Raw genomic sequence first — 14,869 nt, 5'->3', positions numbered from 1 at the left:
ATCATATTCAGTATAAGGGGCGCTTTATGTCATAATGCGATTACCCAATCCGCCCATGGACGCTTTTTTGGCGGACTCATTCGCTTATTTATAGTCGATTCTAAATAAAACAGATACACTATATTTCGACGCGGAACTGGTATAAATTTTTTTGGCGTGCTGTGCCTGCACAGACAGATGCGGCGCAAAATTCATCCCAGTCGCACTGTATCAGTTTTTATACTGAGCTCACTATATGTTGTTATATACACCATACTGTTATATACATCGTTATCGGTCATTCACATAGGTCATCCACGCTATGCTTTTTACTCGCCGCTCGACCCATCTCCAGAACGCGACCAGCACAGTCGCCCATCGCCGCGCCAGTCTTACTTCTATGAAGCCAGTATTTATCGTGAGTGCCGTATCACTGCTGGCTTTGTCAGGCTGCGGGCAAAAGGGCGGCCTGTATCTGGTAGATGATAGTCACCAAACAGTGCAGCAAAGCACAGAGACGCTCGGCAGTACCAGCCATCCGCAAGATGCCGCCTTTGCTGGTATTGATGATGATAAGCATCAGCCGCGCGATGATTGGCAGCTACCAGCGCCCAGTACCGATCCCAACGACTACTAAGGCAAGTGACCAACCTAGTAAGTTATGAATTCACTAATTTACTAATTCACTAAGCAACTAGCAACTAGCAACTAGCAATTAAGCATCGCAGGGTAGCCGCTCTTAGGGTGAGCCAGCTTGTGAACTTGATTGTCTCGGTGTCCACACTGTTATGGCAGTGTTTGGGAGTCGTTTATATGCTAGCCATACAATCTTTGATAGGGCTGTTGCCGTGCTAGTCGTGCATTTTTGTCCTTGCCATCTTCTTAATACCTTGATCAATGTAGAGATATTTATATGAGTCATTCTGAGCAAAAAATCGGCGAATCCGTCACTACCCATACCGCACAAGGGCTGTATATCGACCCGCAGGCGCTAACCGCTCATCTGCCTGCGCTGGATTATCGCGATGGCGCACTGCATATGGAGCAGGTCAATATCGATGAGGTGGTCAATCATTACGGCACGCCATGCTATGTATACTCCAAACAAGCAATATTGGACGTTTATCACGCCTATAGCAAAAGCTTTGCCAGCGTAGAGCATCAGATATGCTACGCCGTAAAAGCCAACTCAAACCTTGCGGTGCTAGGGGTGCTGGCACAGGCAGGCGCTGGGTTTGATATCGTCTCACGCGGCGAGCTGATGCGCGTACTGGCAGCAGGGGGTAGGGCTGATCGCGTGGTATTCTCAGGCGTCGGCAAAACCTATGGCGATATTGAGTATGCCCTCACCCAAGGTATCGGCTGCTTTAACATCGAGTCTATCAGCGAGCTTGCGTTGATCAACGAGGTAGCAAAGACGCTGGATAAGCCTGCACCGATCTCGCTACGTGTCAATCCAGACGTCGATGCCAAGACCCATCCGTATATCTCAACGGGCTTAAAAGACAATAAGTTTGGTGTCGCGCACCAAGAAGCGCTAGCGCTCTATCAGCAAGCCGCGACTTTGTCACATATCGAGATTGTCGGTATTGATTGTCATATTGGCTCGCAGCTGACAGAAGTGGCGCCTTTTGTGGCGGCATTAGATAAAGTCATTGAGCTGATACAGGGCTTACGTGATAACGGTATTGAGCTGCGTCATATCGATTTGGGCGGCGGCCTCGGCGTCCGCTATATCGATGAGATGCCAGTATCTATCGAGGACTTTGCGCAAGCGTTACTGCCTAAGCTGAGTGAGCTGGGATTGACAGTGTTTTTTGAGCCGGGCCGTAGTATCGTGGCCAATGCAGGCGTGCTGTTGACTCGCGTCGATGTCCTCAAGCCGACGGCGCACAAAAACTTTGCCATCGTCGATGCGGCAATGAATGATTTGATCCGTCCAGCGCTCTATCAGGCTGAAATGGCAGTGATACCGACTGTGCTGCCAAGCGCTGGTATCGAGACGCCTGATACCCAAACGTGGGATATCGTCGGCGCTATCTGTGAGACGGGCGACTTTTTGGCAAAAGATCGTCTGCTATCCTTACAGACAGGCGATACGCTGGCCATCACAGGAGCGGGGGCTTATGGCTTTACCATGAGTAGTAACTACAACTCACGCCCGCGCGCCAGTGAAGTCATGGTAGCGGGCGAGCGTCATCAACTGATTCGCCCGCGCGAGACAGTCGAGGCGCTCTATGCAGATGAGCAGCTGTGGCAGGACGCGCCCTAGCCCGTATGGCCGAACTGATGACGATAATTGGGTATTTAACGGTGATAATTATCATTGTATCTGACAGCGTGCTAATATAACGCATACATAAAAATTAGGATAGGATATCAAGGGTATGCTAATAGAATTTACAAAAATGCATGGTCTGGGCAATGATTTTATGGTCATCGATTTGGTGACCCAGCGCTTAGATCTCACCAGAGAGTTGGTGCAATTGTTGGGCGATCGTCATCTGGGTATCGGCTTTGATCAGTTGTTGGTCGTCGAGCCACCTATGCGTCCTGACGTGGATTTTAGCTATCGTATTTTTAATACCGATGGTACAGAAGTAGAGCAGTGCGGCAATGGCGCGCGCTGCTTTGCCCGTTTTGTGCAGGCACGAAAGCTATCATTTAAGCAGCGTCTGCGTGTCGAGACGGCCAGCGGCATCATCTCGTTGACCACCGACCGTTACGGCTGGGTCGAGGTCGATATGGGCAAGCCCAAGTTTGAGCCAGACGAGATTCCCTTTACCCCAAAAGCCACTACCAAAATTCAAAACGCCTATCATCTCGATGTCGATGGCACGCCTGTGCAGCTTTATGTGGCCAATATGGGCAATCCCCATGCGGTGATCAAGGTCGATGACGTCCTAAGCGCCGATGTCGAGGCATTAGGCAAAGCCATCGAGTCGCACCCTGCTTTTCCAGAGCGGGTCAATGTCGGCTTTATGCAAATCATGAATCAGCGGCACATTCGCTTGCGTGTCTATGAGCGCGGCGTGGGCGAGACCCAAGCGTGTGGTACAGGTGCCTGTGCGGCGGTGGCCGTCGGTATTCGTGAAGGCTGGCTCGACGAGGGCGAAGAGATACGCGCGCAGCTATATGGCGGTAGTATGATTATCAAGTGGCAGCCTGGTTATTCGGTGATGATGACCGGCCCGACGGCCTTTGTCTACGAAGGAGTGTTTAGTCCGGATGGGCTGATGGCGCAAGCGGGTATCAAACCAAGCTCTGAGGGTTAATAAAAACTGCCCAGCATGTACGTTTGGCGAGTAGGTAACAGCAATGGTCATGTCCAGCAAAAGGACGTCTCATAACAAGACGCAGCGACGCACCAGTCAAAAACAAGACTTAGATAAAGAGGTAGATACAGACTTAGGGCGAGCGGCGGCATTAGCAGCAGACGACGCCTCACAAGCGCGGCGCTCAGGCTCGCTGGCGACAAGCAGAGAGGCCGATGCGGCACTGCGTGAGCTGCTGTCCCCAGTGCATCGCTGGCTCAACACCTTGTCGGTACGCAATCATTCTGAGCACACCTTGACGGCTTATTTTGCTGGGTTAAATCAGTTGGCGCTGTTTTTGCGGGGCAAGCGTCTGACATGGACGCGCTGTGACAAGCGCCAGTTGGCTCAGCATATCAGCCAGCGCCTCGATGAAGACAAGCTTGCCCTGGCCAGTGTCCAACAGGAGCTGTCCGCCATTCGCCATTTTTATGGTTGGCTGATAGAGGAGGGCCTAGCTCGTATCAACCCAACCACTGGTTATCAGCTCAAACGCAGTGCCAGACCTCTACCATCTATCGCGGATGTTGATTTACTCACCCAATTGCTTGAGCAAGAAGTGCCCGATACTCCAGAGCAGGCGCGCCTTTGGTTACGTGATAAGGCGATGTTTGAGCTGCTCTATAGCAGTGGTCTTCGTGTCGGCGAGCTGGTGGCACTTGATGTGAGCGATATCGATTTGTCTGACTTACGCGTGCGCGTCACAGGAAAAGGCAACAAAACGCGTTTGCTACCGCTAGGGCGCAAAGCCGCTGAAGCCATACGCCGCTATCTGCCGCACCGTGAGTTGTGGGTTGAGCAGATGGACACCGCGCTGTTTATCAGCGAAAAGCTGGGCACCCGCCTATCGACCAGAGCGGTGCAGCAGCGTCTAAAAGTAGCCGCTGCCCGCGCTGGTATCGCCCAAAACATGTATCCACACTTGCTGCGTCACTGTTTTGCCTCACACATGCTCTCAGGCAGTGGTGACCTGCGTGCGGTACAAGAAATGCTCGGGCACAGTGATATCAGCACCACACAGATCTATACCCATGTTGATTTTGCCAAGCTCACGCAGGTTTATGACCGCGCTCATCCGCGTGCCACTCACACACAAATTGATGGTGATACCGAGTAAGTTTGGCCTTACCTATAAGGTTCTATCGTCTTGTGCCTTGTGACGGCATTGCCCTATTAACAATTTAATCATCAAATTATTTGTCAGACAGCTTTTTTCAGACAGCTTTATGCCAAACGATGACAGTCAAAAATCGGCAATTTCTGTCGTCCTTGCTGCTGTTGCGATTTGTCTAAAGACGCCATCACCATGGCATAGCGCTGGTTTTCTGTGGTGCTCATTTTTTGTAGCTCGCTGTCATCGTAGCTGCTGAGCACCGTGCCATCATAGGCGGTGATGGCAGCATGTCCCCATGTCTGCCGTGTGTGACCGTCCTGATAGGTGTGGTCTCCCCCTTGCGCCGCCCCAATCACCATGCATTGACTGTCTAGTGCCCGTGCCCGTAGCAGCAGTGACCAATGCGCTTGCCCAGTCAAATAGGTAAAGGCTGAAGGAGCACTCAGCATATCTGCCCCAGCTTGACGCAGGCGCTGAGCCAACGCTGGAAAACGCAAATCAAAGCAGACCATCATACCCAGCTGGTAGACCGTATCCTCAGTCTCTAGCGGCGCTACGACGGTTTGGGTGCCAGGCTCAAAGGTCGCCGCTTCATTATAGCTGCCTGTTTTGTCAGCGACTGTCGCGGTAAACAGATGAATCTTGTCATAGCGGGCCACGCGCGTACCGTCAGGGGCAAACACTTGGCTGACTTGACGCAGCCTACCATCAGGGACGACAATACCATCAGGGCGATAAGGACAAGGCAATGAGCCTGCCAGCACATAGATACCATGAGTACTGGCATAGCCTGCTATCGTCGATGATAGCTCATCGAAGCGCTCGGCTGTGGCAGACTGTTGCCCCATGCTACAGCAGTTTTCTGGTAACACCACCATGTGAGCGCCTTGTTGGGAAGCGGCGCTAATGGCCGTCTCGATGTCTGCTAGGTTTTGCTCGATGTCCTGCTGGCTATTCATTTGAATGGCAGCGACGGCAAATGATTGGTCGTTCGCTTGGTTGTGGTTCATAATATTCTCAATTGTGTTTTAGTTGTCGTTTGTTTTGGTGTTTATTTTAATATTGAGCTTTTGCAGGCTTTGCCAGTCGGCTGTGTCGGCATGCCAGCAATGATAGCGAAAACATTGATTTTAGAAGGTTTTATAGTAATAGTAAAATAAGCGTATCTGGGCTGGGTATAAATTATCGTAGCAAAATTGCAACAGAAAATGCTATCGTCGTGTCCTGTTAGGGCTAAATCATGATCTTAGCCAGTTGTTTATTGACTATCACCATCGTCGGAGTGTAATAAGCCACCCATGAGTATGTCGTTCGGATTGGCAACCACGCTGAGCACCTCACAAAAGCTGACCCCGCAGATGCAGCAAGCCATTAAATTGCTGCAGCTCTCTAGTCTTGAGCTGGCGCAAGAGGTTCAGGCCAAGCTCGATAGCAATCCTCTGCTCGAACGCATCGAGGACGATGAAGAATATGGCGACAGTGAGGGCTCTGACAGCGGCGCGAACGACAGTATGGAGACAGCTGAGCATAGCTTAACGCTTGATGACTGGAATCAGACGACAGCCACCGATGCGTTTAGTAGCACCGCAAAAAAGACGGATGAGTATGGGGCAGATAGTGGCGTAGACATAGACCGTTTGGAGACAGTTGGTCTGGAGACAAACGGCGCTCCTGCAGGTGATGATAATATAACGGACTTCGACGCAGCGGCTTACAATGATGATGACAATGTTACTGACTATCGTACCGATAACTATGCATCCGCCGCGAGCAGTCAGACGACCAGCAGCGCGCAGCACGCGAATGAGGACTTTGATAGCTATCAAGGGGGCACCTCTGCCACTATTCAAGACCATGTGCGCTGGCAATTAAACTTTAAGCGTTTATCAGACACCGATACCTTGATCGCTGAGTATTTGATCGACTCGATGGATGAGATGGGGTTTGTTCGGCTCGATATCGATGAGCTGTTACAGAGCTTGGATACCATGGCCAGCTTTTATCAGTGGGAGGAGCGGGTCGAGCGAGATGAGATACTGGCCGTGCTTCGTATTGTCCAGTCTTGCGATCCACTGGGCGTTGGCGCTCGTGATTTAAGCGAATGCCTTGCCCTGCAGCTCGCAAAGCTCGATCCCAGTACCGCATATCTAAAAGAAGCTCACGCGCTTTTATCTGCCAGTGAGTATCTGGTCAGCAATAATATCAAGGCATTGACCGAGCACACAGGGCTGACTTCTGAGGACATCATGCCCGCCTTGACGTTACTGCGCACATTGACCCCGTTACCAGGCGTCGTCTTTCAAAAAAACCAGCCTGACCATGCTCAGTCGCCAGACAGCTACGACATACCCGATGTGCTGGTCACACCCATTCGTCGTCCTACTGGTTTGCCTGACGCGCAGGAAGCCGGCTGGCAAGTACGCCTAAATCCTGAGACACTACCCAAGCTACGGGTCAATCAAGAGTACGCCAGCTTGGTCAAGCGCGGTGATGATAGCCCTGATAATCAGTACCTGCGTGACAACCTCACCGATGCCAGATTGTTTATCAGAAGTATCGAAGAGCGCAACCAAAACCTACTAAAAGTCGCGACCAGCATCGTGCATCATCAACAAGCGTTTTTGCAGCAGGGTGCCACCGCCATGCAGCCATTGGTTCTCAAAGTCATTGCCGATGAGGTCGGGCTGCACGAATCGACGGTCTCACGTTTGACCACCAGCAAAACCATCTTGACACCGCAGGGCTTATTTTCGCTTAAGCACTTTTTTTCTTCGCATGTCAGCAGCGCAGATGGTGATATCTCATCAACCGCTATCAGCGCCATGATAAAACAGCTGATCGCCGATGAAGACCCCAAAAAGCCCTTATCAGACAGCCGTATCAAAGAGACGCTATTGGCTGATGGTATCGATATCGCTCGGCGTACGGTGGCCAAGTACCGTGAAGCGATGAATATCGGCTCGTCCACCCAGCGTAAACAAAAATATTAACGCATCTTTTTATCATCAAGCACTCGTGTTCAACACGCCCTAAAATAGCGCCGCTAGTAACACGATATGAGCGGCGTTATTTTTTTGCGTCGATATCAGCCATAGACCATGCTACTGTGTTGCTGCACCCTACCTATAGATATAAAAAATAAAATTTTTTGATTATATAGAAACTTGATAGAAACAACAGTATTTATTACATTTAATTACAATTTAATGGCTTGCTACTACGCCGCTTTCATGACAAATTAGAGTCATACCAACAACGAAACCCAAGTACAAATCTAAGTGTTTAACCTCAGTACGTATTTATAGAATGTATTTACCTTGACGGTATTTATCTTCATTAGCAACCAAAGAGACGATATAAGGATACGTTGATTTTTGCTAAAGATACTGGTGGCTAACGGTCTATCTATCAGAGACATAGCTAACAAGGGTCTTAGATTTGATTAATGAGTTGTTGGTAAGGCAGGGTGATACAGGCAGGACGGCTATGTCATCTGTTGATTGTGAGTTATAAACAAAAGGACAATAATATGAATGTTTCTATCAGTGGTCATCATATCAGTGTTACCGAAGCCATGGACAAGGCAGTTCGCGAAAAGCTAGAAAAAGTAGAGCGACATTTTGATCAGATACAGAGTATTAAAGTGATACTATCGCTCGATAATAGCGGCGCCAGTGACGGCGGCATGAAGAGCCATAAGGCAGAAGCCATTATGCGAGTGGCGGGTCAAGAGATGTTTGTCCAAGCGTCTGAAGATGATATGTACAAAGCCATCAACGACATGGCAGACAAGCTCGATAGACAAGTCCGTAAGTACAAAACTCGTCAAGAGCGTAAGAAAACACAAGGGGCAGGGCGTGATGGACGTTATCAAGATGTGACGCCAGCCGAGATAGCGCCAGCGGTATGATCCTATTAAGGTCTAATAGGGTGTAGGACAATACAACTACTATTATAATGTCATTACCTTATTAGGCCTTAATTTCTTATAAAAAAATAAACGGCATAAAAGAAAAGACCTTAGCTCATAAGTGCTAAGGTCTTTTTCTTTTGTGCCATTTACTATATCAGAGCTATTTAATCAGAGCCGCTTATTATCAGCATAGCGATTTTATGTCGAACTGACGATACGTAACGGCAGGGTAAATAGCTATACGGTCGCTAAGACCTAGCCACCGCCGACGGCTTGTACCACTTCGATGCTCATGCCTTCTTTGACACGCATGCCAGCAAGCTCACTTTTTGGTATCAGCTCGCCGTCGACTTCTACCGCATAGCGACCTTTACTCAGGCCAAGCTCATTGATGACCAGCTGCACCGTCTGGTGTGTGGTTTGTAGATGTTTACCATTGACACTAATAGTACTCATAACAGATGCTCCCTAATGCAGTCTTGTTCCTTTTATCGGCACTGACATATGGGTCATACTATCAGCCGCCTTACTCTTTATCGTTTTTTATCATGGCTATCAGCCCTGATAAGCTATTTTTCGGCTGCCGGCTTGATGGTAAACGCGGATATCGCCAGCCATAGCCAGCCTGCTATCATCAGTACGCCGCCGATAGGCGTGATAGCGCCAAACCAGCGCGGCGCGCCCAGCGTCATCGCATATAGGCTACCAGCAAATATGATTATACCGACTTGTAGCAGCCATGCAGGGGGTTGCGCGGCGTACCTTAGACGTATCAACACGCCGACGATCAGCAGACCGAGCGCATGGACAAATAAATACAGCGTTGCGGTATGCCACCACTCTAACTGCTGCAGGCTGACGAGGTTTTTTAGACCATGCGCGCCAAATGCCCCTAGAGCCACGGCAATGGCCATATTAATCGCCGCAATTCCTATCCAATTTACCATAGCAAAACTCGTGTTATGTACTGCATCATGCTCTGCACTATCTATTTCTCTGTACCATTTGCTGCCATGTACTTTGTACTGTCTATTGAATGTCATCGGGTAAGATAACGCTATCGATGGTCATGGCATCGCGAATCTTGTCCATGGCGTTTTTTTCGATCTGGCGTACGCGCTCCGCTGAGATAGAGTAGACTGCTGCCAGCTCATGCAAGGTGGATTTTTGCTCAGAAAGCCAGCGCTGCTCGACGATGTCACGTGAGCGATCATCCAATGTGCCCATCGCAGCAAGCAGTGCTGAGGAGTTGTTTTCTTCCCAGTCTTCTTCTTCGAGCTGCTCGGCGGGGTCGATGCCATCTTCTAAAAACAACTGCGGCGCATAGCGGCCGTCGTCATCATCACTAGATTGTGCTTCAAATGAGGCGTCGTAAGAGGTCAGACGCGATTCCATCTCTAGTACTTGCTTACGCGTGACGTTTAAGTCCTTGGCAATAGCATCCGCTTCTTCTAGCGTCAGCTGGTTATTGGTTTTTTTTAAGCTGCGTAAATTAAAAAACAGCTTACGGTGCGCCTTGGTGGTGGCGACTTTGACGATACGCCAGTTACGAATCACAAACTCATGAATCTCTGCCTTGATCCAATGAACGGCAAAGGATACCAGACGTACGCCTTTATTGGGATCAAAGCGTTTGACCGCCTTCATCAGCCCTAAGTTGCCTTCTTGAATCAAGTCCGCCTGCGGCAATCCGTAGCCTGAGTAGCTACGAGCAATATGAATGACAAAACGCAGATGTGACATGACCAATAAGCGCGCCGCTTCTACATCGCCTTCGTCATAGTAGCGATGAGCCAGCTCCTGCTCTTGGGTCGGTGTCAAGATGGGGATTTGATGAACGGTATTGATATAGGCACCTAGGTTGACGCCTGGCGCGGACAAGTGGGTCGGCATCGCAGGCACCAAGTCACGGGTGCTGGTGTCGCCAAGGGTACTGGCGTCATAGGGTGGCCGCTCGGCAGCGGCTTTTAGCGCCGCATCGCGTGCTTCATTTTTTATCGGCGCTGCCTCGTCTTTTTTACTCGTTTTTGCAGCATTATTAGAAGGATTAGCCATATTTTTGACCTTGGTTAAATAGTTAAGCAAATAGTCAGATAAAAATCTTTATAGTTGTAATTGTAAAGGATAGCCATCGTTAGTTGCTATCGGTTTTGGTAATGATGAAGTGATATATTGTATCGAAATGCGCGACAGATTTATCATCATTGGCAGGTTGATGGGTCACTTCATGGACGCTTAAAGACAAGGGTGCTGTGCTGCCCGTTTGCTGGCTTTGGCGACAAAACGCGGCAATATCTGCCTGTGAGTTGGGATCAGTCGCCACCACGTATAGCGACTCACCTGCCGCCACCTCACGCAGAGCCACTTTGGTCTTTAATAAAGGCATCGGGCAGGCCAGTCCGCGGCCGTCGACCAGTTTTTTTATTGTCAGGCGCGGCGGTGTCATATCCAGCGGCGTATCGCTGATGAGTACTGCGTCACCCAGCAAGCGTAGGAGCTCGCAGCTTTGCTGTTGCTCAGTTGCAGACAAATCCGCCGCGAAGTAAATAACGTCAGAGGCGGGGCGGGTGATGGGCTGACTATCGGCAGACATAAACAAACCTTATCATATGCGAGGGTTTTAACTTAAGAGAGGGGTGATGGCTTGTCATTATAACAAATAGCGCAAGGGCGATTGCAGTTGAATATAGTCAACGTCATGTTCGGTTCGTTAGAATGATAACGATAATGATATAACGATTGCACAGTCATGTTGCACAATCGTGACGGTCTGCGTGGTGATTGGTAGTCACAGGCGCGGGACAATTGATTTTGCCCAAACAAGCTCGTATAGTCAAAACGACGTTAGGATTTATTTGTATAGGATGCGCATTTGTTTTATTTTTATCAATCGCTCACAGGCCGTACAGTCGCCCCTGAAGTAGCATCGTCGCCGACTTTGCTGACGCCTGATACTGTCTCTATCCATAGGCGCAGGCGCAGCGTGGCTCACAGGCTGTCCTTATCTATCCTATCAGCGGCGATATTGACCATATCGGCGATGACCGCTGTGACCCCTAAGAGTAGTCACGCCGCCGGCAATGATCTGCGTCAAGCGTCGTTAGCGCCTTATGATTCGTGGCAGTCCACCGATACCCAAGAGCTAAGTTTGCCAAGCTTGCGCGGGCAAGGACTGAGCTTTGCTGAGCAGTATCAAAATAAGCTGCTCGGTGAGTGGTCACTACGCAATATCAATAAAAGCATCAAGATGGAGCATGACCCGTGGATACACGAGACCGTCAAAGACATGACATGGCGGCTCAATGCGCAAGCAAGACAGCAGGCACCGATGGGCTTGGTCATTATTGATAATCCAAGTATCAACGCTTTTGCTGCGCCAGGGGGCGTCATCGGTATTAATACAGGGACGATACTCGCCGCCAGTAGTATGGATGAGCTGGCAAGCGTCGTTGCTCACGAAGTTGCTCATATTAGTCAGCGCCACTATGAGAGCGGGGCAGACGAGCGCAAAAAAGCGCTACTGATGCAGATAGGCGGTATGCTGGCAGCCATTGCGGCGTCGGCGGTCGATGGAGATGCTGCCGCGGCCGTTATGATGGGGAGCCAGACTGCGACGATGAACAGTAGCATGGCGTTTAGCCGCAATAACGAGCGCGAGGCCGACCGTGTGGGCATGCAAATTATGACCCAAGCGGGTTATGATCCAAGGGCGATGCCAAGGTTTTTTGCCACCATGAACCAGCAAAGCCAGCTCAATCAAGTTGAAAATCGATTTTTACCAAGCTTTGTGCGCTCGCATCCACTAAGCAACGAGCGTTTGAGCGAATCGCAAAGCCGAGCCCAGCACTATCCACCTTTATCATTGGCTGAGCAGCAGCGCCACCAAGCACTGTTTGATCTGCTCTATTGGCGCGTACAGAGTACAGGTAAGCATGCGTCAGAAACGGTGCTAACGACAGCGGCCAAAAACAGCGCTGGGGCCAAGCTGGCATTGATGCAGTGGTATGGTGAACAGCAGCGCTTTGATGATGCCGATGAGATACTTACAGCGCTAAGCAAACTGCCCGCAGCTCAGCGTCAAGGGCTTGAGCCACTTTTATCGATTACTCATAGCCAGTTGTTAGCTGAGCAAGGCAATTGGGCAAAAGCGGCGGACATTTTGGCCAGTCAGCAGCGTCTATATCCTGAGCGCCGTGATTTGCGACTCTATTTGGCAGAGGCGCTGACCAATAGTAATCAGCCGCTCCAAGCGCAAGCATTACTCAAGCCTTTGACCCAGCAGCAGCCAAGTGACCGCTATGCGTGGCAAAGCCTGCAATTGGCCAACGAAAAACTGGCCAAAACCACCACCACACCAAAGCTGGCCAATATCGCCACCATCAATGCGCTGCGCTATCGCAGTCATGACCAGCTGTGGAGTGGGCGTTATGATGCCGCGCTTACCTCATTGACACAAGCCAAGCAGCTGGCAGACAATCTCCAAAACACTGCGCAAGCTGGTAGCGCGCGCCCACTATTGGCCAATATCAATGCTGAGATCAAAAACGTAAAAACCGCCCAAGACTTTGAGCCTTAGGCGATTATTGATTTGGGCGGTTACTGATGTAAATACTCACTGAGATACAGCTGCTCGCGCGAAACCGTTATACTTAGATTTGTAATGCCTAGCTTTGCAGTGTTTAGCTTTGCAGCGCTTAGCCTTGTAGCGCGTTTTTGACCAGCTTTGAGATGGTGGCAGGGTCGGCGCGGCCTGCCGTTTTGCTCTTTAGCGCGCCCATGACACTGCCCATATCGCGCATCGATGTTGCGCCTTGCGCTTGAATCTCTGCATTGACCAAAGCGGCAAGCTCGTCATCGTCCATCTGGGCAGGCATAAACTCATTAATGACATCGATTTCAAACTGCTCTTTGGCTGCCAAATCATCACGGCCATTTTCGGTAAAGATACCGAGTGACTCTTGGCGCTGTTTTAGCTGCTTTTGTAGTACCTCTAAGACGGCGGCATCGTCTAGCTCGATCTGGCGGTCGATCTCGATTTGTTTGACGACTGACTGCACGTTGCGTAGCACCTTGACGCGCTCAAGCTCACGCGCTTTCATAGAAGTTTTGATGCTGTCTGATAGTGTTTGTTTGAGTTGGCTCATTGTTATTATCCTTATGAGTTAGAGACTAGGGAGGCGTGCCATAAAAACAGCCTGCGTTGGTGTTTTTTATGGGTATGGTTTATGAGTATAGTTTTATGAATACCGTATGAGCTGATAACAATATATGTTTGAATCCAAATAAATCAGATACATGGCTATCAAGCCGCTCAATGAAAAGTTGTTTTTCTTGCTTGCTGTGCCTACGCAGACAGATGCTGCGAAAAACAACTTTTCATCTCACTGTATCGTTTTTATATCGGATCGACTATATCAGTAACAATAACAAAAATTGTAGCACAAAAAACGCCACTGATATCAATCGATAGCAGTGGCGTTCCTGTAGCGCTGGTATTTAGCTAATCAAATAAGTGATTAGTACATACGAGTGGTACGAATGGTTTCGCGTTGCAATTTTTTCTTATAACGCTTTACAGCAGCGGCTTTTTTGCGCTTGCGTACTTGCGTTGGTTTTTCATAAAACTCACGCTTACGTACGTCTGATAGTACGCCGGCTTTTTCACAAGCACGTTTGAAACGACGGATAGCGATGTCAACTGGTTCGTTTTCTTTAACCTTAACTGCAGGCATGAAGACTCCTTGATTAGGATGAGATATAAGGGCATTAGTTTGGCTGTATAGTAGTATTTAGCCGTAATATCTCAAGATTACCGGCATCAGCTCAAACTAGGACAATTTTGTGCTAGAGCACAAGGGCGAGTATTTTAATAAAAAATAGTAGTAAAGTCAATGGTTTTTGCTGATTAATCCATAATTATCATTATGTTGCGCCCTTTTTGTCCACTGGTACAGTGCAGCGGCGTCATGAATGCCAAACAAAGGCGACTCATGTCGTGATAAGGTGAGATGGACTATATGCATCAGTAGAGCTGCTTTTGGCAGGTGTGGCCATCAAGAAAAAACCCTACTGTCTATAACGGTTTGGGTAGAGTTTATGCTATGATTATTTGCATCATATCAATCGTTTTATGTGCACTTTATTGAGGATGTTGCAATGAAAAAATCAGTACTAAATACGGCGCTAAGCACCGCATTTGTCGTCGCTTTAGGCTTTGGTATCAGCGCGTGTAGTGGCGACAAAGAAGGCGAGTCGCATCAAGTGTTGGCCAAAGACCGTGTCGATGAGGCCTCTGAGCTTGCGCGTAGCAACGCTCCTGCCGCTGAACAGATGGATTTCCCCGAGACAGCGCCGATGGCGACAGAAAGCACTGATGCTGAAAGTACCGATGCCGAAAGCACAGACGCCCAAGATGAGGCGACAGATGCTGGCACCGCTGAGGCTGCTGCTACCGATAGCGCAGCTGACATGGCAGCTAGTGATGCGGAAGCAGACGCCGATGCTGAGCCTGCGACCGACGAATAACGCTCTTTTGGCGATCTATCAGTG

General features: G+C 49.5%; 15 protein-coding genes. 8 read left to right on the top strand and 7 right to left on the bottom strand.

Annotated elements, in window-relative coordinates; all coding sequences use genetic code 11:
* The first annotated feature begins 301 nt into the window (after window positions 1-301).
* From BTV99_RS07980 to BTV99_RS07965, 4 genes are all read left to right on the top strand, one after another.
* Window positions 302-616, top strand: coding sequence for a lipoprotein (locus BTV99_RS07980; RefSeq protein ID WP_075101836.1), 315 nt, complete (start codon window positions 302-304; stop codon window positions 614-616).
* A gap of 276 nt (window positions 617-892) precedes the next feature.
* Window positions 893-2,251, top strand: a complete 1,359-nt coding sequence (gene lysA / locus BTV99_RS07975) for a diaminopimelate decarboxylase (protein WP_178377942.1) — start codon at window positions 893-895, stop codon at window positions 2,249-2,251.
* Window positions 2,252-2,366: 115 nt separating this feature from the next.
* A complete protein-coding gene (gene dapF / locus BTV99_RS07970) occupies window positions 2,367-3,254 on the top strand; it encodes a diaminopimelate epimerase (RefSeq protein ID WP_075101835.1) in 888 nt (295 codons plus the stop codon).
* A gap of 49 nt (window positions 3,255-3,303) precedes the next feature.
* Window positions 3,304-4,410 (top strand): tyrosine recombinase XerC, encoded by a 1,107-nt coding sequence (locus BTV99_RS07965; RefSeq protein WP_256713757.1) that lies wholly within the window; start codon window positions 3,304-3,306, stop codon window positions 4,408-4,410.
* A 107-nt stretch (window positions 4,411-4,517) separates the two neighbouring features.
* Here BTV99_RS07965 and BTV99_RS07960 read toward each other — a convergent pair whose 3' ends face one another.
* A complete protein-coding gene (locus BTV99_RS07960; protein WP_075101834.1) occupies window positions 4,518-5,417 on the bottom strand; it encodes a carbon-nitrogen hydrolase family protein in 900 nt (299 codons plus the stop codon).
* Window positions 5,418-5,705: 288 nt separating this feature from the next.
* Here BTV99_RS07960 and rpoN point away from each other — a divergent pair, with 288 nt between their 5' ends.
* A complete protein-coding gene (gene rpoN, locus BTV99_RS07955; protein WP_075101833.1) occupies window positions 5,706-7,397 on the top strand; it encodes an RNA polymerase factor sigma-54 in 1,692 nt (563 codons plus the stop codon).
* 539 nt (window positions 7,398-7,936) lie between these two features.
* The gene (gene hpf, locus BTV99_RS07950; protein WP_075101832.1) at window positions 7,937-8,317 is read left to right on the top strand and encodes a ribosome hibernation-promoting factor, HPF/YfiA family; all 381 of its coding nucleotides are present in this window, start codon (window positions 7,937-7,939) and stop codon (window positions 8,315-8,317) included.
* 258 nt (window positions 8,318-8,575) lie between these two features.
* On the opposite strand, the gene thiS is transcribed toward hpf, so the two are convergent.
* The 4 genes from thiS to BTV99_RS07930 all read right to left on the bottom strand — a co-directional run bounded on the left by thiS (window position 8,576) and on the right by BTV99_RS07930 (window position 10,913).
* Window positions 8,576-8,776, bottom strand: coding sequence for a sulfur carrier protein ThiS (gene thiS / locus BTV99_RS07945; protein ID WP_075101831.1), 201 nt, complete (start codon window positions 8,774-8,776; stop codon window positions 8,576-8,578).
* A 113-nt stretch (window positions 8,777-8,889) separates the two neighbouring features.
* Window positions 8,890-9,267 (bottom strand): DUF423 domain-containing protein, encoded by a 378-nt coding sequence (locus BTV99_RS07940; protein ID WP_075101830.1) that lies wholly within the window; start codon window positions 9,265-9,267, stop codon window positions 8,890-8,892.
* Between the two features lie 82 nt (window positions 9,268-9,349).
* Window positions 9,350-10,213, bottom strand: a complete 864-nt coding sequence (rpoH, locus tag BTV99_RS07935) for an RNA polymerase sigma factor RpoH (RefSeq protein WP_198335748.1) — start codon at window positions 10,211-10,213, stop codon at window positions 9,350-9,352.
* A 241-nt stretch (window positions 10,214-10,454) separates the two neighbouring features.
* A complete protein-coding gene (locus BTV99_RS07930; RefSeq protein ID WP_075101828.1) occupies window positions 10,455-10,913 on the bottom strand; it encodes a sulfurtransferase TusA family protein in 459 nt (152 codons plus the stop codon).
* Between the two features lie 279 nt (window positions 10,914-11,192).
* On the opposite strand from BTV99_RS07930, the gene BTV99_RS07925 reads away from it, so the two are divergent.
* Window positions 11,193-12,896, top strand: a complete 1,704-nt coding sequence (locus BTV99_RS07925; RefSeq protein WP_256713756.1) for a M48 family metalloprotease — start codon at window positions 11,193-11,195, stop codon at window positions 12,894-12,896.
* Between the two features lie 118 nt (window positions 12,897-13,014).
* On the opposite strand, the gene BTV99_RS07920 is transcribed toward BTV99_RS07925, so the two are convergent.
* Together BTV99_RS07920 and rpsU are read right to left on the bottom strand one after the other, a co-directional pair.
* Window positions 13,015-13,464, bottom strand: coding sequence for a GatB/YqeY domain-containing protein (locus tag BTV99_RS07920; protein ID WP_075101827.1), 450 nt, complete (start codon window positions 13,462-13,464; stop codon window positions 13,015-13,017).
* Window positions 13,465-13,836: 372 nt separating this feature from the next.
* Window positions 13,837-14,052, bottom strand: a complete 216-nt coding sequence (gene rpsU / locus BTV99_RS07915) for a 30S ribosomal protein S21 (protein WP_010195908.1) — start codon at window positions 14,050-14,052, stop codon at window positions 13,837-13,839.
* Between the two features lie 424 nt (window positions 14,053-14,476).
* Here rpsU and BTV99_RS07910 point away from each other — a divergent pair, with 424 nt between their 5' ends.
* Window positions 14,477-14,845 carry a hypothetical protein gene (locus BTV99_RS07910; RefSeq protein WP_075101826.1) on the top strand — a complete coding sequence of 123 codons (369 nt, stop codon included), beginning with the start codon at window positions 14,477-14,479 and terminating at the stop codon, window positions 14,843-14,845.
* The last annotated feature ends 24 nt before the right edge of the window (window positions 14,846-14,869 follow it).

The organism is Psychrobacter sp. Rd 27.2 (assembly GCF_001921755.1).
Classification (GTDB): domain Bacteria; phylum Pseudomonadota; class Gammaproteobacteria; order Pseudomonadales; family Moraxellaceae; genus Psychrobacter; species Psychrobacter celer.
Note: the sequence above shows the minus strand (reverse complement) of the source record. Positions and strands in the feature narration are given on the sequence as shown.

Bases quoted from the DNA above. Each gene is read 5' to 3' on its own strand.
- rpsU (WP_010195908.1), bottom strand. From the start codon at position 14,052: ATGCCTGCAGTTAAGGTTAAAGAAAACGAACCAGTTGACATCGCTATC.
- BTV99_RS07960 (WP_075101834.1), bottom strand. From the start codon at position 5,417: ATGAACCACAACCAAGCGAACGACCAATCATTTGCCGTCGCTGCCATT.
- BTV99_RS07930 (WP_075101828.1), bottom strand. From the start codon at position 10,913: ATGTCTGCCGATAGTCAGCCCATCACCCGCCCCGCCTCTGACGTTATT.
- BTV99_RS07980 (WP_075101836.1), top strand. From the start codon at position 302: ATGCTTTTTACTCGCCGCTCGACCCATCTCCAGAACGCGACCAGCACA.
- rpoN (WP_075101833.1), top strand. From the start codon at position 5,706: ATGAGTATGTCGTTCGGATTGGCAACCACGCTGAGCACCTCACAAAAG.
- lysA (WP_178377942.1), top strand. From the start codon at position 893: ATGAGTCATTCTGAGCAAAAAATCGGCGAATCCGTCACTACCCATACC.
- BTV99_RS07910 (WP_075101826.1), top strand. From the start codon at position 14,477: ATGAAAAAATCAGTACTAAATACGGCGCTAAGCACCGCATTTGTCGTC.
- BTV99_RS07940 (WP_075101830.1), bottom strand. From the start codon at position 9,267: ATGGTAAATTGGATAGGAATTGCGGCGATTAATATGGCCATTGCCGTG.
- thiS (WP_075101831.1), bottom strand. From the start codon at position 8,776: ATGAGTACTATTAGTGTCAATGGTAAACATCTACAAACCACACACCAG.
- BTV99_RS07965 (WP_256713757.1), top strand. From the start codon at position 3,304: ATGTCCAGCAAAAGGACGTCTCATAACAAGACGCAGCGACGCACCAGT.
- dapF (WP_075101835.1), top strand. From the start codon at position 2,367: ATGCTAATAGAATTTACAAAAATGCATGGTCTGGGCAATGATTTTATG.
- rpoH (WP_198335748.1), bottom strand. From the start codon at position 10,213: ATGCCGACCCACTTGTCCGCGCCAGGCGTCAACCTAGGTGCCTATATC.
- BTV99_RS07920 (WP_075101827.1), bottom strand. From the start codon at position 13,464: ATGAGCCAACTCAAACAAACACTATCAGACAGCATCAAAACTTCTATG.
- hpf (WP_075101832.1), top strand. From the start codon at position 7,937: ATGAATGTTTCTATCAGTGGTCATCATATCAGTGTTACCGAAGCCATG.